Source organism: Pseudomonas sp. JL23 (assembly GCF_056933585.1).
In genome coordinates, this window is the sequence record NZ_CM167795.1 from 6,311,359 (window position 1) to 6,331,814 (window position 20,456).

Consider the following 20,456-nt stretch of genomic DNA (forward strand, 5'->3'; position numbering starts at 1 on the left):
CATGCCCCGCGCCTGGTGAGCGAAGCCAGTGTGCCCGCTGTACCGGCAGGTGAGTTAGTCGAAAACGACATACTCATAGCCATCTCTGACATCTGCGGTTTTCGGGGTTGCTGACAAGACGTCGTACTACCAGAATCGAGACAAGCCCGATTGAAAGGAACAACGCTCATGATGCATGTGGATTTGATTGACCAGGAAGACTTGATCAGCCAACTGCGCTCCATTGGCTTCGAAATGCCGTCCGGCGCCACCGCTGAACAGGCTTGCGCCCAGGCCGTTTGCGGCCTGACCGCGGACCGCGCCACGGCGCTGCGGCGTATGGGCGAGCAGTTGTTGACCGGCAGTGCGACGATCCTGCCGGCGGTGCGCCAGGCGATTGATAAGGAGTTGTTGCCGGCTTTGGCGCATTACAAACAGCAGCATGGCTGATCGGGCTGCGAGTTGTAGAAGCGAACTCATTCCCGAGCGCGTTCGTCTATTCAAAGTCGTCGTGGACTTCAGACGCCGCCTCGCCAACAAGTTGGCTTCTACCCCGCGATATATTGCACCTGATATACCGCGATGGTCCTGCTCGTCGCCGGGCCTGAAACCGAAACATCCCGGCATCTTATAAGAAAGCATCTCTGCTGGCTGGCCGTTAAATTCGCTCCTCAGCTATTGGCAAGGAGCGCCACGAATTGGCTTATCTCGAACATGCCCACTGCCTCAGGAAAGGTCGTTTTTCCGAGATCGACCAGATCTATATAGTCACCGCCACTACCCACCAACGCTGTCCGATCTTCGCCGACTGGCAACTGGGCAGGCTTGTCGTTCAAGAGTTTCGCCGGGCAGAACGGCAAGGTCTGGCACAGTCAATGGCCTGGGTTGTCATGCCTGACCACTTTCACTGGCTGTTCAAATTGAAGAAGGCATCGCTTGATTTGCTGCTGAAGCAGGTCAAGGCTCGCAGCGCCTTGGCGGTCAACAAGGTATGTAGCAACGAAGGTCGGGTCTGGCAGAAGGGTTTCTATGACCACGCGCTACGTCGTGAAGAAGACCTGTGCAAACATGCGCGCTACATCGTCGCCAACCCCTTGCGAGCCGGATTGGTGAAGCGCGTGGGTGATTATCCATTGTGGGATGCAGTGTGGTTGTAGCGTCAGGCACATATCAGGGTAGGAGCGAACTTGTTCGCGGTGTGTCAGGCCTGACACACCGCGTCAAACGGCTCGCCAACAAGTTGGCTCCTACCTCGCTTAGCGGTGCACCTGATATAGCGCGTCGGACACATAACCGGTGCGGAGCTGCATCAGGTACTCCGCGTCTTTACAGACGCACACTCGCAAACGTTGACTCATTACGCGCCTGACTCAGCGCCGACATCGGCCCGGACAGCGGCGCCAGAACCATCGCTTGCGGAATCGGCATCATCGCCACCTGTTGGGTGGTGTTGGAGCCTACGCGCTCGTCACGCGGTGGAATGCCGAAGTATTCGCGGTAGCACTTGGAGAAGTGCGGCGTGGAGACGAAGCCGCAGACCGAGGCCACTTCGATGATCGACATCGGCGTTTGCTTGAGCAACTGCCGTGCACGGATCAGGCGCAGCTTGAGGTAGTAGCGCGACGGCGAGCAGTGCAGGTATTTCTGGAACAGGCGCTCGAGCTGACGACGCGAGACGGCGACGTACACCGCCAGTTCATCGAGGTCGATCGGCTCTTCCAGGTTGGCTTCCATCAGCGCCACGATTTCCTGCAGTTTCGGCTGGTTGGTGCCGAGCATGTGCTTGAGCGGCACACGCTGGTGATCCTGTTCGTTACGAATGCGCTCGTAGACGAACATCTCAGAGATTGCAGCCGACAGTTCGCGACCGTGATCGCGACTGATCAGGTGCAGCATCATGTCCAGTGGCGCGGTGCCGCCGGAGCTGGTGAAGCGGTTACGGTCCAAGGTGAACAGGCGGGTGCTCATGGCCACACGCGGGAAAGCTTCCTGCATCGACGCCAGGCATTCCCAGTGCACGCTGCAATCGAAGCCGTCGAGCAGACCAGCACAGGCCAGTGCCCAGCTGCCGGTGCACACGGCACCGAGGCGACGGGACTGACGCGCCTGGCTCTGCAGCCAGCTGACGTGTTCCCGGGTAACAGTGCGCTGGATGCCGACACCGCCACAGACGATCACGGTGTCCAGGGCCGGGGCCTTGTGCATCGAAGCGTCGGGGGTGATCTGCAGGCCGTCGCTGGCCCAGACTTGCCCGCCGTCCGCGCTCAGGGTGGTCCAGCGATACAACTCACGGCCCGACAACTGGTTGGCCATACGCAGAGGTTCGACCGCCGATGCGAGGGAGATCAGCGTGAAGTTATCCAGCAGCAGGAAGCCGATGGATTGTGGTGCGCGGTTCTGAGGCTGTTGAGCCCCTGCGTTGAACGAAGTCATCACGGTATCTCCTCACACAAAGCGGTTGTAGGCCCCAGGCTGGGCTCTTGTTTTATTGCCCTTCTCGTAACAGGGCTTTACACAATGCATCGCAATTGTCGTGCCTAAACTTGAATGTGTATTCAATAAACCCTGAAAACGACGTCGCGATGCGTCTAGTCAGCTGCGACCTGATGCAATCATTAGCGACCTATGGGATTTACAAGCCGTGTAAATGCTTGTGGGGTGAGCACTTCGGTAGCACTCGGGTGACGCGGGGAGCAGTGACTCGAAAGGGAGTGTCACTGCCGTTCACGGGTGACAAGCGGCGTCGGGCGAGGCCGCTGATTTCACTGTGACATTACGCAAGGCGCGCCAAAAGGTGGCGGGCGGATACAACGGTGTTCGATGACGGAGCGCATTTCGGCAGCGGCTATTGTGGGACCGGCTTCAGCCGGGAAGAGGCCGGTGAATCCCGAGCATCTCTACAATATTTACTGCCGCCTTCCCGGCTAAAGCCGGTCCCACAACAGCCGAGGCCGCTGATTTCAAATGACATTACACAAGACACGCCGAAAAGTGGCGGGCGGATACAGCGGTGTTCGATGACGGAGCGCATTTCGGCAGCGACTATTGTGGGACCGGCTTCAGCCGGGAAGAGGCCGGTGAATCCCGAGCATCTCTACAATATTTACTGCCGCCTTCCCGGCTAAAGCCGGTCCCACAACAGCCGAGGCCGCTGATTTCAAATGACATTACACAAGACACGCCGAAAAGTGGCGGGCGGATACAGCGGTGTTCGATGACGGAGCGCATTTCGGCAGCGACTATTGTGGGACCGGCTTCAGCCGGGAAGAGGCCGGTGAATCCCGAGCATCTCTACAATATTTACTGCCGCCTTCCCGGCTGAAGCCGGTCCCACAACAGCCGAGGCCGCTGATTTCAAATGACATTACACAAGACACGCCGAAAAGTGGCGGGCGGATACAGCGGTGTTCGATGACGGAGCGCATTTCGGCAGCGACTATTGTGGGACCGGCTTCAGCCGGGAAGAGGCCGGTGAATCCCGAGCATCTCTACAATATTTACTGCCGCCTTCCCGGCTGAAGCCGGTCCCACAAAATAGCCCCACAAACAACAAACGATCAGCACTCCACCGCACTGACGGCCAAGCCACCGCGGGATGTCTCTTTGTACTTGTCATGCATGTCGGCGCCGGTATCGCGCATGGTGCGGATCACCCGGTCCAGGGAGATAAAGTGCTGGCCGTCGCCACGCAGGGCCATCTGCGCGGCGTTGATCGCCTTGACTGCGGCGATGGCGTTACGCTCGATGCACGGCACCTGTACCAGGCCACCGACCGGGTCGCAGGTCAGGCCCAAGTTGTGTTCCAGACCAATTTCCGCAGCGTTGCACAGTTGCTCAGGGGTCGCGCCGAGGATATCGGCCAGGCCCGCAGCCGCCATGGCGCAAGCCGAACCGACTTCACCCTGGCAGCCGACTTCGGCACCGGAGATGGACGCGTTCTTCTTGCACAGGATGCCCACCGCCGCCGCCGCGAGGAAGTAGTCGACGACGTTGGCTTCGCTGACTTCATCGCTGAATTTGACGAAATAATGCAGCACTGCCGGGATAATCCCGGCCGCGCCGTTGGTTGGCGCGGTGACCATACGGCCACCGGCGGCGTTTTCTTCGTTGACCGCCAGGGCGAACAGGTTGACCCACTCCATGGCACTGAGGGTCGAGCCGATCACGTTGGGTTTGTTCAGCTCCTGCAGGCTGCGGTGCAGCTTGGCGGCGCGGCGACGGACGTTGAGGCCACCGGGCAAAATGCCTTCATGCTTGAGGCCTTGCTCGACGCAATCCTGCATCGCATGCCAGAGCTTCATCAGGCCGCTGCGAATTTCATCTTCGCTGCGCCACACCTTCTCGTTGGCCATCATCAGTTCCGACACGCGCAGGCCATGTTGCTGGCACAGGCGCAGCAGCTCTTCGGCGCTGGAGAAGTCGTAAGGCAGCACGGTGGTGTCCATGTCCAGTACACCGCTGGCGGCCTGGGCTTCATCGACGACGAAACCGCCGCCCACCGAGTAATAAGTGTCGCGATGCACTTCACCGCCCTCGCCTTCGGCAATCAGGGTCATGGCGTTGGGGTGGAATGGCAGGTTCTCGTCGAGCAGCAACATGTCGCGCTGCCAGACAAAAGGAATCGGCAGGCGGTTGTCGAGCAGCAAGGTGTCGGTTTCACGCAGGGTGGCGATGCGCAGGCCGATCTGCGAAGGGTCAATGGCATCCGGCCACTCGCCCATCAGGCCCATGATCACCGCGCTGTCGCTGCCGTGACCGACACCGGTGGCCGACAGCGAGCCGTACAGGCGCACTTCGATCCGTCGTACCGATGCCAGTCGCCCGCTGTCACGCAGGCCCTGGACGAACAGCGCGGCGGCGCGCATGGGTCCAACGGTGTGCGAGCTGGAGGGGCCGATGCCGATCTTGAACAGGTCGAAAACGCTGATAGCCATTGCTGATGAACCTCTGTGGTCGGAACTCCCGGTGCGCAAAGCAGCCGGCGACGGAGCTGCTACGCTGAGCCTCGCGTCCGTCGGAATGGCCGCATCATCGGGCTTTTGCCCTGCGACACGACGTCTCACACCGACTCACTCATGCCCAGCAACGTCGCAGGTAGCAGGGAGCGTCAAGCCATAGCGGTTTACGACAGGCGGGGGCCGCTTTTCGACTCAAAGGCACCGGAAAACCAGCCTTGCCCCGGAGAAAAAATCTGTAAGCGACGTCACCAACACTGGATACGACCCCCTGTGTACTGGTTACGACTCCCCCTGTAGGCGTTTGATTTTCCCTGTTACATGATCGGTCCGACTCGATCGCCGGCGCAGTGATAGAGCTGTCGTGAAAAAGTGTCGCCACTTAGCTGCCACACCTGGAACCGCCACAGCCATCTGCGCTGATGACGAGAAGAAAACACCACAGGAGTCCACCACCCATGAAAGGTTCCCAATCACTGCTGCTGGCCGTAGCCCTCAGCCTGCCAGTCCTGGCACAGGCCGCCGAACCGGCGCAGTGCAGCACCGTTAACTTTTCCGATGTCGGCTGGACTGACATCACGGCCACTACCGCAGTGACCAGCGTGGTCCTTGAATCCCTCGGCTACAAAACCAAGACCACCATGATTTCCGTGCCGGTGACCTACAAGTCCCTGGCCGACGGCAAGAACATGGACGTGTTCCTGGGGAACTGGATGCCGACCATGGAAAACGACATCAAGGCTTACCGTGATGCCGGCACCGTGGAAACCGTGCGTACCAACCTGACGGGCGCCAAGTACACCCTCGCAGTGCCACAGGCGCTGTACGACAAAGGTCTGCATGACTTCGCCGATATCGCCAAGTTCAAGAAGGAACTGGACGGCAAGATCTACGGCATCGAGCCTGGCAACGACGGCAACCGCCTGATCCAGAGCATGATCGACAAGAACGCCTTCGGCCTCAAAGACGCCGGTTTCAAGGTCGTCGAGTCCAGCGAAGCGGGCATGCTGTCCCAGGTTGATCGCGCCTCCAAACGCGACACCGACGTGGTCTTCCTCGGCTGGGCACCACACCCGATGAACAAGCGCTTCAAGATTCAATACCTGACCGGCGGCGATGACTTCTTCGGTGCCGATTTCGGTGCCGCGACCGTGGCGACCAACACCCGCAAGGGTTACACCACCGAATGCAGCAACGTTGGTCAACTTTTGAAAAACCTGGAATTCAACGTCGACATGGAAAGCTCGCTGATGGGCAACATCCTGGACGACAAGATGAAGCCGGAAGCTGCCGCCAAAGCCTGGCTCAAGCAAAACCCGAACACGCTGAAAACCTGGCTCGCCGGCGTTACGACCATCGACGGCAAGCCTGGTCTGGAGGCTGTCGAAGCCAAACTGAAGTAATCCGGATGACAGGCGGGTGCGCCCGCCTGCTGTCCTAATTTTCTCCCGTATGTGGACAATCGATACCATGCTGACTGATCACAAACTCCCCCTGGGGCAGTACATCGCCGCCTTCGTCGAATGGTTGACGCGGCACGGCGCCAACTACTTCGACGCAATCGCCTCCACCCTGGAAGCGATGATTCACGGCCTGACGTTTGCCCTGACCTGGTTCAATCCGCTGGTATTGATTGGCTTGATCGCACTGCTGGCCCATTACATTCAACGCAAGTGGGGCCTGACCGCCTTTGTCATCATTTCCTTTCTGCTGATCCTCAACCTGGGGTACTGGCAGGAAACCATGGAAACGATGGCCCAGGTGCTGTTCGCGACCCTGGTCTGTGTGGTGATCGGCGTGCCGCTGGGCATCGTCGCCGCGCACAAGCCGATGTTCTACACGGCGATGCGCCCGGTCCTCGACCTGATGCAAACCGTTCCTACCTTCGTATACCTGATCCCGACCCTGACCCTGTTCGGTCTGGGTGTGGTACCCGGCCTGATCTCCACGGTGGTGTTCGCCATCGCCGCGCCGATCCGCCTGACCTACCTGGGCATCCGCGATGTGCCCCATGAACTGCTCGACGCCGGTAAAGCCTTTGGCTCCTCGCGCCGCCAGTTGCTGACCCGCATCGAGTTGCCGTACGCCATGCCGAGCATCGCTGCCGGTATCACCCAATGCATCATGCTGTCGCTGTCGATGGTGGTTATTGCTGCACTGGTGGGCGCTGACGGTCTGGGCAAACCCGTGGTCAACGCATTGAACACCGCTGATATCGCCTTGGGCTTCGAAGCCGGCCTGGCGATCGTATTGCTGGCAATCATGCTCGACCGAATCTGCAAACAACCTGACGCAAAGGTGAGGTCTGACGCATGAGCATCATCAAATTCGACAACGTCGACGTGATCTTCTCCAAGGATCCACGCGAAGCGCTGAAACTGCTGGACCAGGGCAAGACCCGCGAGCAGATCCTGAAACAGATCGGCCAGATCGTCGGCGTGGAAAAAGCCACGCTGGAAGTCGAGAAAGGCGAAATCTGCGTGCTGATGGGCCTGTCCGGTTCGGGCAAGTCCAGCCTGCTGCGCTGCATCAACGGTCTGAACACCGTCAGCCGGGGCAAGCTGTTCGTCGAGCATGAAGGCGCACAGATCGACATCGCCCACTGCACCCCGGCAGAACTGAAACTGATGCGTACCAAGCGCATCGCCATGGTGTTCCAGAAGTTCGCCCTGATGCCTTGGCTGACCGTTCGCGAGAACATCAGCTTCGGCCTGGAAATGCAGGGTCGTCCGGAAAAAGAACAGCGCAAGCTGGTGGACGAGAAGCTGGAACTGGTTGGCCTGACACAATGGCGCAACAAGAAGCCGGACGAGCTGTCCGGTGGCATGCAGCAGCGCGTCGGCCTGGCCCGCGCCCTGGCGATGGATGCCGACATCCTGCTGATGGACGAACCGTTTTCCGCTCTCGACCCACTGATCCGCCAAGGCCTGCAGGACGAGTTGCTGGACCTGCAAGCCAAGCTGAGCAAGACCATTGTTTTCGTGAGCCACGACCTGGACGAGGCCCTCAAGCTGGGCAGCCGCATCGCCATCATGAAGGACGGCCGGATCATCCAGTACAGCGTGCCGGAAGAAATCGTGCTCAACCCGGCCGACGAGTACGTGCGTACCTTCGTCGCCCATACCAACCCGCTCAACGTACTGTGCGGCCGCAGCCTGATGCGCACCGTGGATAACTGCACCCGCGTCAACGGCGAGCTGTGTCTGGATCCGGGCGGCGATTCGTGGCTGAGCCTCAAGGATGGCAATACCATCCAGGGCGCACGCCAGGGCGCTACCCAGTTCGATCTGCAAAGCTGGGCACCGGGCCAGGCGGTGGAAGGCCTGGACCGTCGTCCAACCGTCGTGCACTCCAATATCGGCATGCGTGACGCGTTGCAGATTCGCTACCAGACCGGTAACAAGCTGGTGCTGCAAGAGGGCAACCAGGTGGTGGGCATCCTCGGCGACACCGAGCTGTATCACGCGTTGCTGGGCAAGAATCACGGTTGATTTGGCAGTTTGTTGGTGTGTGGGACCGGCTTTAGCCGGGAAGGCGTCGGGAAAAGCGGCAGAGATGTATTGGCAGTACTGGCCTCTTCCCGGCTAAAGCCGGTCCCACAGTAGCCGGGGAAGACCAGCACTATGCAGCCCCCCAAGTCAGCCGGATGCTGACCGGAAAAATCGCAGTTAACTGCTATTTGTCACGTCCATGGTTTTTTGTTGATTGAGCGTTCAATAAAAAAACCCTAGACTGGTCAATGCCTTGAATGGCCAGGCAATTACTCCGGACACAAGGAGACACACCGTTATGCCCAAGGTCGGAATGCAACCCATCCGTCGTCAACAGTTGATCCATGCCACGCTCAACGCGGTGGATCAGGTGGGCATGGGCGATGCCAGCATTGCTTTGATCGCACGGCTGGCGGGGGTCTCCAACGGCATTATCAGCCACTACTTTCAGGACAAGAACGGCCTGATCGCGGCGACCATGAGCTACCTGATGCGCGCCCTGAGTGAGGGCGTCACCCTGCGGCGCCTGGCGTTACGCGATGACAATCCCAGGTCGCATCTGCAAGTGATCATCGAGGGCAACTTCGATGCCAGCCAGGTCAACGGCCCGGCGATGAAAACCTGGCTGGCCTTCTGGGCCTCCAGCATGCACCACCCGACATTGCACCGATTGCAGCGGATCAACGATCACCGCCTGTATTCCAACCTGTGCTGCCAGTTCCGCCGCGTGCTGCCGCTGGAACAGGCGCGCATGTCGGCCCGGGGCCTGGCGGCATTGATCGACGGATTATGGCTGCGCGGCGCACTGTCGGGGGATGCCTTCGACACCGAGCAGGCGCAGCAAATTGCTTACGAATATATGGATTTCCAACTGGCCAAGGCGCTGCACTGATGCGCTGACACGCCCGACAACTCAACGAATCTTGCGAGGACTCTATGGCCCGTTTCGAACTGCAAAAACTCTACATCGATGGCGCCTACGTCGATGCCACCAGTGGCACGACCTTCGAAGCCATCAACCCGGCCAACGGTGAAGTCCTCGCAGAGGTACAGCGCGCCAGCCAGGCCGACGTGGAGCGTGCCGTGGAAAGCGCGGAAAAGGGCCAGAAAATCTGGGCCGCCATGACCGCCATGGAGCGTTCGCGCATCCTGCGTCGTGCCGTTGAGATCCTGCGCGAACGCAACGACGAACTGGCCGACCTGGAAACCCTCGACACCGGCAAGGCCGTGTCGGAAACCCGCTATGTCGATATCGTCACCGGTGCCGACGTGCTGGAATACTACGCAGGCCTGGTGCCCGCCATCGAAGGCGAGCAGATCCCCCTGCGCACCACATCGTTCATCTACACCCGTCGCGAGCCCTTGGGCATCGTTGCCGGGATCGGCGCCTGGAACTACCCGATCCAGATCGCCCTGTGGAAATCCGCCCCGGCCCTGGCCGCCGGCAACGCGATGATCTTCAAGCCCAGCGAAGTCACGTCCCTGACCACTCTCAAGCTGGCAGAAATCTACACCGCTGCGGGCGTGCCCAATGGCGTGTTCAACGTCCTGACCGGCAGCGGTCGCGAAGTCGGCACCTGGCTGACCGAGCACCCGCGCATCGAGAAAATCTCCTTCACCGGCGGCACCGACACCGGCAAGAAAGTCATGGCCAGCGCCTCGAGTTCGTCGCTCAAGGACGTGACCATGGAACTGGGCGGCAAATCGCCGCTGATCATTTTCGACGACGCCGATCTGGACCGCGCCGCCGACACCGCGATGATGGCCAACTTCTACAGCTCCGGCCAAGTCTGCACCAACGGCACTCGCGTGTTCGTGCCCAGCTCGATGAAAGCCGCGTTCGAAGCCAAGATCGTCGAGCGCGTCAAGCGCGTACGCGTCGGCAACCCGCAGGACGAAAACACCAACTTCGGCCCGCTGGTCAGCTTTGCCCATATGGAAAGCGTGCTCGGCTACATCGCCAAGGGCAAGACAGAAGGCGCCCGCGTACTGTGTGGCGGCGAACGCCTGACCGAAGGCGAACTGGGCAAGGGCGCCTTCGTCGCGCCGACTGTGTTCACCGACTGCACCGATGACATGACCATCGTGCGCGAAGAAATCTTCGGCCCGGTGATGAGCATCCTCAGCTACGAAACCGAAGAAGAAGTGATCCGCCGCGCCAACGACACCGAGTTCGGCCTGGCCGCCGGTATCGTCACCCGCGACCTGAACCGCGCTCACCGCGTGATTCATCAGCTCGAAGCCGGTATTTGCTGGATCAACGCCTGGGGCGAGTCCGACGCCAAGATGCCGGTCGGCGGCTACAAGCAATCGGGCGTGGGCCGTGAAAACGGCATCAGCTCGCTGGCGCAGTTCACCCGGATCAAGTCGGTGCAGGTTGAGTTGGGCGAGTACGTCTCGGTCTTCTAACGCACTTTTCCTGTGGGACCGGCTTTAGCCGGGAAAGCGTCGATGCAGTCCGATACATCTCTGTCGCCTGCACATCAGTCTTCCCGGCTAAAGCCGGTCCCACATTAGTCCCGAGCTCACTGCGCGATCGCGCGGTGTCAGAGACCTTCCCTCATTACCTTCAAGAGGGTGCATTTCGATGTCCCAGGAATTCGACTACATCATCATCGGCGCCGGTTCCGCCGGTAACACCCTGGCAGCCCGTCTCACCGAAGACCCGGGCGTCACCGTGCTGCTGCTGGAAGCGGGCGGCCCGGACTATCGGTTTGATTTCCGTACCCAGATGCCCGCCGCCCTGGCCTTTCCGCTACAGGGCCGCCGCTACAACTGGGCCTACGAGACCGACCCCGAGCCGCACATGAACAACCGCCGCATGGAGTGCGGTCGCGGCAAGGGTCTGGGTGGCTCGTCGCTGATCAACGGCATGTGTTACATCCGCGGCAACGCCATGGACTACGACGGCTGGGCCAAGTTGCCGGGCCTGGAAGACTGGACCTATCTCGACTGCCTGCCGTATTTCCGCAAGGCGGAAACCCGCGATATCGGCCCCAACGATTATCACGGCGGCGACGGTCCAGTCAGTGTGACCACGCCCAAGGCCGGCAATAATCCGCTTTTCCATGCCATGGTCGAAGCGGGCGTGCAGGCCGGTTATCCGCGTACCGACGACCTCAACGGTTATCAGCAGGAAGGCTTCGGCCCGATGGACCGCACGGTGACCCCGGAGGGCCGTCGCGCCAGTACCGCTCGCGGCTACCTGGATGAAGCGAAAAAGCGCACGACCCTGACCATCGTCACCCACGCCCTGACCGATCGCATCCTCTTCGAAGGCAAGCGTGCCATCGGCGTGACGTATCTGGTCGGCGACAGCAATACCCCGACCGAGGCCCGCGCCCGCAAGGAAGTACTGCTGTGCAGCGGCGCCATCGCCTCGCCGCAGGTGCTGCAACGCTCCGGCGTCGGCCCGGCCGACGTGTTGAAGAAACTCGATATTCCCGTGGTTCATGACCTGCCGGGGGTCGGCCAGAACCTGCAGGATCACCTGGAAATGTACCTGCAATACGCCTGCACCCAGCCGGTGTCGCTGTATCCGTCGCTGCTGTGGTGGAACCAGCCGCCAATCGGCGCGAAATGGATGTTCCTCGGCAAGGGCATTGGCGCCAGCAACCAGTTCGAGGCCGGTGGTTTTATCCGCTCCCGTGCGGAATTCGAATGGCCGAATATTCAGTACCACTTCCTGCCCGTGGCGATTAATTACAACGGCAGCAACGGCGTGAAAGAGCACGGCTTTCAGGCCCACGTCGGCTCGATGCGCTCGCCCAGCCGTGGCCGGGTGCAGATCAAGTCCAAAGACCCGCGCGAGTATCCGAGCATCCTGTTCAATTACATGGCCACCGAACAGGACTGGCAGGAATTCCGCGACGGCATCCGACTGACCCGGGAGATCATGCAGCAGCCCGCACTGGACCCGTACCGTGGCCGCGAGATCAGCCCCGGCATCGAAGTGCAGACCGACGAACAGCTCGACAAGTTTGTCCGCGAACACGCCGAGACCGCGTTCCACCCGTCCTGCTCGTGCAAGATGGGCACCGACGATATGGCTGTGGTCGACAGCGAAGGCCGCGTGCATGGCATGCAGGGGCTGCGCGTGGTCGATGCCTCGATCATGCCGATCATCACCACCGGCAACCTCAATGCACCGACGATCATGATCGCCGAGAAAATCGCCGACAAGATCCGCGGCCGCAAACCGCTGCCGCGCAGCACGGCGGCATATTTCGTTGCCGGAGAGCGGCCGGTGCGGGGCAAGCCGATGCGGGAGATCAAGTAACCCCTGCTCGGGGCAGCTGATGACGTGGGACCGGCTTTAGCCGGGAAGGCTGCGACATGATCGATACATTTCTACCGATTGTACTGGCGTCTTCCCGGCTGAAGCCGGTCCCACAGGGATGCTACTGAGATATGTGGGAGCGAGGCTTGCCCGCGAAGAGATCGGAGCGGTCTATCAGACAAGCAGGATGACGTGGGACCGGCTTTAGCCGGGAAGGCTGCGGCATGATCGATACATTTCTATCGCCTGTACTGCAGTCTTCCCGGCTGAAACCGGTCCCACAGGGATGCGCATCGCTTGATGCTGCCTCGCCAGAGGCCTACTCTAGACGCATTGTTTCAACGCCCTGCTCCCAGAATCCGACCTCACTCCCCCGCCGGAGCTGCCCTGCATGTTCGATCTCTCCGCCCAGCTCAAGCAGCGGTTTGCCGCCCTGCACAGCCGAGCCCAGTTCTTCTCCCTGCGTTACGTCAAACAGACCAGCCAACACCTTTCGGTGCGCAAGAACGTCGCCGAGCCGCCGCATCTGAGCAGCGACGAAGGCGCGATGCTCACCGTGCGCCTCAATGGCGTGGAAGCCTACGCCGCCACCAATGACGTTTCCCTGCGCGGTTTGCAGGCGGCTTTGGAGCAGGCAGAAGAGCAGGCCCGGCGTCTGGCGCCCCATGCCTTGCTCGACCTGAGTGAACAAGCGGTGTCGAGTGCCCGAGCCGACTACCTGTCACCCAACCAGCACCTGCTGTTCCCGTCCCTGAGCGATTGCTACGCGCTGCTTGCGCAGGAGTCAGCCGCAGTGCCCGCCGACTCACGACTGGTGAACTGGCAGGTCAGCCTGGGTCTGGAAAACGTCGAGCAGATCTACCTGAACAGCGCAGGCGCCGAGATTCGTCAGGCCCAGCGGTTTGTTTTCCCCGGCATGAGCGTTACCGCTTACGACGGTCAGGACAGCCAGAGCCGCAGCCTGGGTCGGGAGAATTTCGGCCAGCAGGGCGGCGCCGAGGTCATCGCCCAGTGCGGACTGATCGGCGCGGCGGCCAAAGTCGCCGATCAGGCGCTGCAACTGATCATGGCGCCCAACACACCTCAGGGTCCGCGAGACCTTCTGTTGCTGCCGGACCAGATGACTTTGCAGATCCATGAATCCATCGGCCATCCGCTGGAGCTGGACCGTATCCTCGGCGACGAGCGCAATTACGCCGGCACCAGCTTCGTCAAGGCCAGCGACTTCGGCCATCTGCAATACGGCTCCAATCTGCTCAACGTGACCTTCGACCCGGAGATTCCCGAGCAGCTCGCCAGTTATGCCTTCGACGATGACGGCACTGCCGCCAGCAAGCAGTTCCTGATCCGCGACGGCTTGCTGGAGCGGCCATTGGGTGGCGCGCTCTCGCAGTTCCGCGCCGGGCTGCCGGGCGTGGCCAACAGCCGCGCCTGCAGCTGGAACCGCCCGCCCATCGATCGCATGGCCAACCTCAATATCGAGCCCGGCGACAAGACGATGGAACAACTGATCGGCGGCATCGAGCGCGGCATCCTGATGTCGACCAACCGCTCGTGGTCCATCGACGATGCGCGCAACAAATTCCAGTTCGGCTGCGAGTGGGGCCAGTTGATCGAGAACGGTGAACTCAAGGGCGTGGTCAAGAACCCCAACTACCGGGGGATTTCCGCGCAATTCTGGCGCAACCTCAATGCCGTGGGCGACGCCACCACCTTCAAGGTATTGGGCACGCCCAACTGCGGCAAGGGCGAACCCAACCAGGTGGTGCGGGTCGGGCATGCGTCGCCGGCCTGCGTATTCTCTTCGGTCGATGTATTTGGAGGGGATGCCTGATGTCCCATCAACAGCAGTTTGAAGATCTGGTCGCGACGCTCAAGGGCGCGCTGACCGGCACGGAACAATTCACTCTGGCCTACAGCGCCGAGGTCTCGGATTTCATTCGCTTCAACCACGCCAAGGTGCGCCAGGCCGGGCAGGTGCAACAGGCCAGTCTGAGTTTCAAGCTGATCGACGACGGCCGCCATGCCGACCTGCAACTGACCCTGGCGGGCGACACCGAGGTGGATCGTCAGCGCTTGCACGATGCCTTGCAGCAGTTGCGCGAAACCCTGATCCTGCTGCCCCGCGATCCGTATCTGCTGCCCAATACCCAGGACTGGTTCAGCAGCCAGGTACAGAGCCAGCCGCTGCCGGACGCCACCCATGTGGTCGAGCGCATCGACAGCCTGGCTGCGGGCCTGGATCTGGTCGGCTTCTACGCCGCCGGGCCGCTGTATCGCGGCTTTGCCAGTTCCTGGGGCGCGCTGGGCTGGCATCAGGCCAATAGCTTCAATTTCGACTGGAGCCTGTTTCACACCAACGGCCAGGCGGTTAAAGCCAATTACGCCGGACATACCTGGGATGACGACGCCTTCGCCCGGCGCCTGCAACTGGCCCGCGAGCAACTGGAGTTTCTCGGCCAGCCCCTGCGCACCCTGGCACCCGGCCAATACCGCGCCTACCTGGCCCCGGCGGCGCTGGAAGAAGTCATGAGCATGCTCTGCTGGGGCGGTTTCTCGGCCCAGGACCTGGCCAGCAAGAGCAGCCCGTTGCAGCGCCTGTACAACGGCGACGTGCAGCTCAGCCCATTGGTGAGCATTGATGAGCAGGTCATTGGTTCGCTGTCACCGGCGTTCTCCGGCGAAGGTTATCCGCGCCGGGATCTGTCGCTGATCGCAGGCGGCATGGCCAGGGAACAACTGGTCGGCTCCCGCAGCGCCGCCGAGTACGGCCTGGAAGCCAACGGCGCCGGATGGGGCGAGTCGCCCAGTGCCTTGAGCATGGCGCCGGGGAGTCTGGCGATCGAGGACATTCTGCAAAAGCTCGGCACCGGCCTGTATATCAGCAATCTCTGGTATCTGAACTACTCCGACCAACCCGCTGCGCGCCTGACCGGCATGACCCGCTTTGCCACTTTCTGGGTGGAGAACGGCAAGATCCAGGCACCGGTCAGCACCATGCGTTTCGATGACAGCGTGTACAGCCTGCTGGGCGGTGCACTCGAAGAATTGACCGCAGAGCGGGAACTCCTGCTCTCGGCCAGTACCTATAGCCAGCGTCAGACCGATTCCAATCATCTGCCGGGGGCGCTGATCAGCCGCCTGACTTTGACCTTGTAGTACATGACGGTGGGACCGGCTTCAGCCGGGAATACGCCTTCCCGGCTGAAGCCGGTCCCACATAAACGCATTCCGCCCTGCTTTTAAGGACCCATTCCTTACATGCCCACCACCACGCCGATTCTGGATGCCCAAACCCTGCGCTGGCTGCCCTGGGTGGTCGCCATCGCTTTCTTCATGCAGAGCCTGGACGGCACGATCCTCAATACCGCGCTGCCGTCCATGGCTCACTCGCTGTCCGAAGACCCGCTGCGCATGCAGTCGGTGATCATCGCCTACATGCTGACCATCGCCCTGCTGATCCCGGCATCGGGCTGGCTGGCAGATCGTTTCGGCATCAAGCAGATCTTCTTCAGCGCCGTGCTGCTGTTCAGCTTCGGCTCGCTGCTGTGCGCGCTGTCCTGGTCGCTGAACCTGCTGGTCGGTGCCCGAGTGATTCAAGGCCTTGGTGGTGCGTTGATGCTACCTATCGGGCGACTGATCGTGCTGCGTGCCTACCCGCGTTCGGAACTGGTGCGGATCATGGGCTTCATCACCGTGCCCGGCCTGCTCGGCCCGTTGCTCGGCCCGACGTTGGGCGGCTGGATGGTGCAGTACCTGAGCTGGCACTGGATCTTCCTGATCAATATTCCCGTGGGCCTGGCGGGCTGCTACGCGATCAAGCGCTTCATTCCGGACTTGCAGGGCGGCGGTCGGACACGCTTTGACGGCGTCGGCTTCGTCCTGTTCGGCGCAGCAATGGTGCTGATCACCATCGCCCTGGAAGGTCTGGGCGAGCTGCACCTGTCGCACCTGCGGGTGGTCCTGCTGCTGTTCGGCGGCATGGGCTGTCTGGCGGCCTACTGGCTGCGCGCAGGGCATACCGATGCGCCGTTGTTTTCGCCATCGCTGTTTCGCACGCGCACCTTTGCGGTGGGCATCCTCGGCAACCTGTTCGCCCGCCTGGGCAGCGGCGCCCTGCCTTTCCTCGTACCTTTGCTGCTGCAGGTGGGCATGGGTTATTCGCCTGCTGAAGCGGGGATGAGCATGCTGCCTCTGGCGGCTTCGGCGATGATCGCCAAGTCCCTGGCCCGCTGGCTGATCGAGCGACTGGGCTACCGCATCATCCTGACCGGTAACACCTTGCTGCTGGGCATCCTGCTGGCAAGCGTGGCACTGGTCGGCGCCGGCACGCCGTACTGGGCCCTGCTGACCCTGCTGGCCTGCCTGGGCGCGGTCAACTCTCTGCAGTTCACGGCAATGAACACCGTCACCCTGATCGACCTCGACGACGCCAGCGCCGCCAGCGGCAACAGCCTGCTGTCGGTGGTCGCGCAACTGTCCCTGAGCTTCGGCGTGGCCTGTGCCGCCGCCCTGCTCGGCGGCTTTACCGACCAGGTGGCGACCGGCGAAGTCAGCAGCGTTCTCGGCGCCTTCCAGCTGACCTTCCTCTCGGTGGGCGTACTGGCGATGTTCGCAGCCGGGATCTTCCTGCAACTGCCGTCCAAGACCACCGCAAAGGAAGCGACCCAGCCTGCGCGGCAGCCGACGGATGTTGAGCACTGATCGAACATGCAGGTTTTATAAACTCATCGGGGCCACCCGGCGGGAGCCAGCCTGATGGCTTTGCGACCTGATACACTGCGCAACATTTTGTTTTGCAGGTTCAGACCGTGACCAACACCGCTTTCAATACTTTGCCCCTGTCCGCCGCCATGCTGGCTAACCTGGAGTCCCTTGGTTATGCCGAGATGACGCCGATTCAGGCGCAGAGCCTGCCGGTGATTCTCAAGGGCATGGACCTGATCGCCCAGGCTAAAACCGGTAGCGGCAAGACCGCTGCATTCGGCATCGGCCTGCTGAACCCGATCAATCCGCGCTATTTCGGCTGTCAGGCGCTGGTGTTGTGCCCGACCCGTGAACTGGCTGACCAGGTGGCCAAGGAAATCCGTCGCCTGGCCCGTTCCGAGGACAATATCAAGGTTCTGACCCTGTGTGGCGGCGTGCCGTTTGGCCCGCAGATCGGTTCCCTGGAACACGGCGCGCACATCATCGTCGGCACGCCCGGTCGTATCCAGCAGCACCTGCGCAAGGGCTCGCTGGTCCTCGACGGCCTGAATACCCTGATCCTCGACGAAGCCGACCGCATGCTCGACATGGGCTTCTACGACGCCATCGCCGACATCATCAGCCAGACCCCGGCCAAGCGGCAGACCCTGCTGTTCTCCGCCACCTACCCGGTGGGCATCAAGCAGCTGTCGTCCAAGTTCATGCGCGACCCGCAGACGGTCAAGGTCGAGGCGTTGCATGCCGACAGCCAGATCGAACAGATTTTCTACGAGATTTCTCCCGAAGACCGTATGGACGCAGTCGTGAAGGTGCTCGCGCATTTCCGTCCGCAATCCTGCGTGGCGTTCTGTTTCACCAAACAGCAGTGCCAGGAAGTGGTCGATCACCTGACCGCCAAGGGCATCTCTGCCGTCGGCCTGCACGGCGACCTGGAGCAGCGCGACCGTGACCAGGTGTTGGCAATGTTTGCCAACCGCAGTACTTCGGTACTGGTCGCCACTGACGTCGCCGCTCGCGGTCTGGACATCGACGCGTTGGACATGGTGATCAACGTCGAGCTGGCCCGTGATTCGGAAATGCACATTCACCGCGTCGGCCGTACCGGTCGCGCCGGTGAGACCGGGATTGCCATCAGCCTTGTCGCCCCTTCGGAAAGCCAGCGCGCCCGCGCCATCGAAGAAATCCAGAAAGCCGCCCTGCAATGGAAGCAGCTGGACGACCTGAAAAACGCTGGCGGTGGCCCGCTGCTGCCGACCATGAGCACCCTGTGCATCGGTTCCGGACGCAAGGACAAGCTGCGCCCCGGCGACATTCTCGGCGCCCTGACCGGTGATGCCGGCATCCCCGGCGCCCAGGTCGGCAAGATCGCCATTTTCGACTTCCAGGCTTATGTCGCCGTCGAGCGCAGCGTCGCCAAACAGGCGCTGGAGCGTTTGAACAACGGCAAGATCAAGGGCAAGTCGCTGCGCGTGCGGATTCTCTGATATCAGCGCAATGCCAATGTGGTGCTGAAGTGTGGGACCGGCTTCAGCCGGGAATACGGCGTATCTGACGACACGAATCTGTTGGATGTACCTGCCTCTTCCCGGCTAAAGCCGGTCCCACTATGTGTATGTATGCATTTTTGAGGAAACAGCTGTGCCCGTTACTGACGTAGTGATCATCGGCGCCGGTGCCGCCGGTTTGATGTGTGCCCTGACCGCCGCCAATCGCGGGCGCAAGGTGATGTTGATCGATCACGCCAACAAGCCCGGCAAGAAGATCCTCATGTCTGGCGGCGGGCGCTGCAATTTCACCAATATGTACACCGAGCCGGGCAATTTTCTGTCGCAGAACCCGCACTTCTGCAAATCCGCCCTGGCCCGTTATACCCAGTGGGATTTCATCGAGATGGTCGGCAAGCATGGTGTGCCGTACCACGAGAAAAAGCTCGGCCAGCTGTTCTGCGATAACAAGTCCAGCGACATTCTGGAAATGCTCCTCGACGAATGTCAGAAGGCCGGTGCCAGCCTGCATATGGATACCTCGGTGCAGCAGATCGAAAAAACCGAAAACGGTTACTCGCTGAACACCACCCTCGGCACCCTCGATTGCACCTCACTGGTCATCGCCACCGGCGGCCTGTCGATTCCGACTCTGGGCGCCACCGGCTTCGGCTATCAGGTGGGCAAGCAGTTCGGTCATGCCCTGCTGCCAACCCGCGCGGGGCTGGTGCCTTTCACCATCACCGATCAGCTCAAGGAGTTGTGCGGCGAGCTGTCCGGTACTTCGGTGGATTGCCTGGTCAGCTGCAATGACATGAGCTTTCGCGAAAACATTCTGTTCACCCACCGGGGTCTGAGCGGCCCGGCGATTCTGCAGATTTCCTCGTTCTGGCACCCCGGCGATTCCGTGGAGATCAATCTGCTGCCCGATCACGACGCCGCCCAGTGGCTGGCCGAGCAACAGAGCGAGCGGCCCAACAGCGAGCTGAAAACCCTGCTGGGCGAGATCTTCACCAAAAAGATGGCCACCCTGATCGCCGAGCACTGGTTCGTGTCCAGGCCGATGAAGCAGTACACCCACGCAGAACTTGCCGATATCGCCAATCGCCTGGCGTGCTGGCAAGTGGTCCCGGCCGGCACCGAGGGCTATCGCACCGCCGAAGTGACCCTGGGCGGGATCGATACCCGCGAAGTGTCGTCCAAGACCATGGAGTCGCTGAAATCACCGGGGCTGTATTTTATCGGCGAGGTGCTGGATGTCAGCGGCCACCTGGGCGGCTTCAACTTCCAGTGGGCCTGGGCATCGGCCTATGCGGCGGCGCAGTACGTCTGACACATTGATGTGGATTTGGTGGGACCGGCTTTAGCCGGGAAGGGGCCGATACATCCACCGGATTTGTGTTGCCAGATACACCGTATTCCCGGCTAAAGCCGGTCCCACATTCTTCCTGCACATTCTGTCTGGAATAAATTTTGCCTAACCGATGTACAGCCCGCCTTCCGGGCTGTACATATTCGTTCAGTGAAATCGATTAATTGCGTACAAGGCTGCTTTGTTCCT

Annotated in this window: 15 protein-coding genes; 13 read left to right on the forward strand and 2 right to left on the reverse strand. The window is 61.1% G+C overall.

What is annotated here, in order from left to right; genetic code table 11:
• Window positions 1-168: 168 nt before the first annotated feature.
• Both AC1Z24_RS28915 and AC1Z24_RS28920 read left to right on the forward strand, forming a co-directional pair.
• Window positions 169-429, forward strand: coding sequence for a hypothetical protein (locus tag AC1Z24_RS28915; RefSeq protein WP_483743711.1), 261 nt, complete (start codon window positions 169-171; stop codon window positions 427-429).
• Window positions 430-677: 248 nt separating this feature from the next.
• Window positions 678-1,136 carry an REP-associated tyrosine transposase gene (locus AC1Z24_RS28920; RefSeq protein WP_483743712.1) on the forward strand — a complete coding sequence of 153 codons (459 nt, stop codon included), beginning with the start codon at window positions 678-680 and terminating at the stop codon, window positions 1,134-1,136.
• Window positions 1,137-1,305: 169 nt separating this feature from the next.
• Here the strand turns inward: AC1Z24_RS28920 and gbdR are convergent, their stop codons facing one another.
• Window positions 1,306-2,412: a choline metabolism transcriptional regulator GbdR gene (gbdR, locus tag AC1Z24_RS28925; protein WP_483743713.1), complete on the reverse strand. Its 1,107-nt coding sequence runs from the start codon at window positions 2,410-2,412 to the stop codon at window positions 1,306-1,308.
• A gap of 1,124 nt (window positions 2,413-3,536) precedes the next feature.
• A complete protein-coding gene (locus AC1Z24_RS28930; protein WP_259104371.1) occupies window positions 3,537-4,913 on the reverse strand; it encodes an L-serine ammonia-lyase in 1,377 nt (458 codons plus the stop codon).
• Between the two features lie 479 nt (window positions 4,914-5,392).
• Between AC1Z24_RS28930 and AC1Z24_RS28935 the strand changes: the two genes are divergently transcribed.
• The 11 genes from AC1Z24_RS28935 (at window position 5,393) to AC1Z24_RS28985 (ending at window position 20,228) form a co-directional block, all read left to right on the forward strand.
• Window positions 5,393-6,337 carry a choline ABC transporter substrate-binding protein gene (locus tag AC1Z24_RS28935; protein ID WP_259104369.1) on the forward strand — a complete coding sequence of 315 codons (945 nt, stop codon included), beginning with the start codon at window positions 5,393-5,395 and terminating at the stop codon, window positions 6,335-6,337.
• A gap of 67 nt (window positions 6,338-6,404) precedes the next feature.
• Window positions 6,405-7,250 carry a choline ABC transporter permease subunit gene (gene choW / locus AC1Z24_RS28940; RefSeq protein WP_483743714.1) on the forward strand — a complete coding sequence of 282 codons (846 nt, stop codon included), beginning with the start codon at window positions 6,405-6,407 and terminating at the stop codon, window positions 7,248-7,250.
• The gene (gene choV, locus AC1Z24_RS28945; RefSeq protein ID WP_483743715.1) at window positions 7,247-8,425 is read left to right on the forward strand and encodes a choline ABC transporter ATP-binding protein; all 1,179 of its coding nucleotides are present in this window, start codon (window positions 7,247-7,249) and stop codon (window positions 8,423-8,425) included. The genes choW and choV overlap by 4 nt, the downstream gene beginning before the upstream one ends.
• A gap of 298 nt (window positions 8,426-8,723) precedes the next feature.
• On the forward strand, window positions 8,724-9,317 hold the full coding sequence (gene betI / locus AC1Z24_RS28950; RefSeq protein ID WP_483743716.1) for a transcriptional regulator BetI: 594 nt from the start codon (window positions 8,724-8,726) through the stop codon (window positions 9,315-9,317).
• Between the two features lie 44 nt (window positions 9,318-9,361).
• On the forward strand, window positions 9,362-10,834 hold the full coding sequence (gene betB, locus AC1Z24_RS28955) for a betaine-aldehyde dehydrogenase (RefSeq protein ID WP_483743717.1): 1,473 nt from the start codon (window positions 9,362-9,364) through the stop codon (window positions 10,832-10,834).
• Between the two features lie 178 nt (window positions 10,835-11,012).
• Window positions 11,013-12,704: a choline dehydrogenase gene (gene betA / locus AC1Z24_RS28960; RefSeq protein ID WP_483743718.1), complete on the forward strand. Its 1,692-nt coding sequence runs from the start codon at window positions 11,013-11,015 to the stop codon at window positions 12,702-12,704.
• 391 nt (window positions 12,705-13,095) lie between these two features.
• Entirely contained in the window at window positions 13,096-14,538 is a 1,443-nt protein-coding gene (locus AC1Z24_RS28965) for a TldD/PmbA family protein (RefSeq protein WP_483743719.1), read from the forward strand.
• A complete protein-coding gene (locus tag AC1Z24_RS28970) occupies window positions 14,538-15,863 on the forward strand; it encodes a TldD/PmbA family protein (protein WP_483743720.1) in 1,326 nt (441 codons plus the stop codon). The genes AC1Z24_RS28965 and AC1Z24_RS28970 overlap by 1 nt, the downstream gene beginning before the upstream one ends.
• Window positions 15,864-15,965: 102 nt before the next feature.
• Entirely contained in the window at window positions 15,966-17,408 is a 1,443-nt protein-coding gene (mdtD, locus tag AC1Z24_RS28975; protein WP_483743721.1) for a multidrug transporter subunit MdtD, read from the forward strand.
• A 107-nt stretch (window positions 17,409-17,515) separates the two neighbouring features.
• Window positions 17,516-18,895 carry an ATP-dependent RNA helicase DbpA gene (gene dbpA / locus AC1Z24_RS28980; RefSeq protein WP_259104357.1) on the forward strand — a complete coding sequence of 460 codons (1,380 nt, stop codon included), beginning with the start codon at window positions 17,516-17,518 and terminating at the stop codon, window positions 18,893-18,895.
• 154 nt (window positions 18,896-19,049) lie between these two features.
• On the forward strand, window positions 19,050-20,228 hold the full coding sequence (locus AC1Z24_RS28985; protein ID WP_483743722.1) for a BaiN/RdsA family NAD(P)/FAD-dependent oxidoreductase: 1,179 nt from the start codon (window positions 19,050-19,052) through the stop codon (window positions 20,226-20,228).
• The last annotated feature ends 228 nt before the right edge of the window (window positions 20,229-20,456 follow it).

Bases quoted from the DNA above. Each gene is read 5' to 3' on its own strand.
- choV (WP_483743715.1), top strand. From the start codon at position 7,247: ATGAGCATCATCAAATTCGACAACGTCGACGTGATCTTCTCCAAGGAT.
- betB (WP_483743717.1), top strand. From the start codon at position 9,362: ATGGCCCGTTTCGAACTGCAAAAACTCTACATCGATGGCGCCTACGTC.
- gbdR (WP_483743713.1), bottom strand. From the start codon at position 2,412: ATGACTTCGTTCAACGCAGGGGCTCAACAGCCTCAGAACCGCGCACCA.
- betA (WP_483743718.1), top strand. From the start codon at position 11,013: ATGTCCCAGGAATTCGACTACATCATCATCGGCGCCGGTTCCGCCGGT.
- AC1Z24_RS28930 (WP_259104371.1), bottom strand. From the start codon at position 4,913: ATGGCTATCAGCGTTTTCGACCTGTTCAAGATCGGCATCGGCCCCTCC.
- AC1Z24_RS28965 (WP_483743719.1), top strand. From the start codon at position 13,096: ATGTTCGATCTCTCCGCCCAGCTCAAGCAGCGGTTTGCCGCCCTGCAC.
- AC1Z24_RS28915 (WP_483743711.1), top strand. From the start codon at position 169: ATGATGCATGTGGATTTGATTGACCAGGAAGACTTGATCAGCCAACTG.
- betI (WP_483743716.1), top strand. From the start codon at position 8,724: ATGCCCAAGGTCGGAATGCAACCCATCCGTCGTCAACAGTTGATCCAT.
- AC1Z24_RS28970 (WP_483743720.1), top strand. From the start codon at position 14,538: ATGTCCCATCAACAGCAGTTTGAAGATCTGGTCGCGACGCTCAAGGGC.
- mdtD (WP_483743721.1), top strand. From the start codon at position 15,966: ATGCCCACCACCACGCCGATTCTGGATGCCCAAACCCTGCGCTGGCTG.
- choW (WP_483743714.1), top strand. From the start codon at position 6,405: ATGCTGACTGATCACAAACTCCCCCTGGGGCAGTACATCGCCGCCTTC.
- AC1Z24_RS28935 (WP_259104369.1), top strand. From the start codon at position 5,393: ATGAAAGGTTCCCAATCACTGCTGCTGGCCGTAGCCCTCAGCCTGCCA.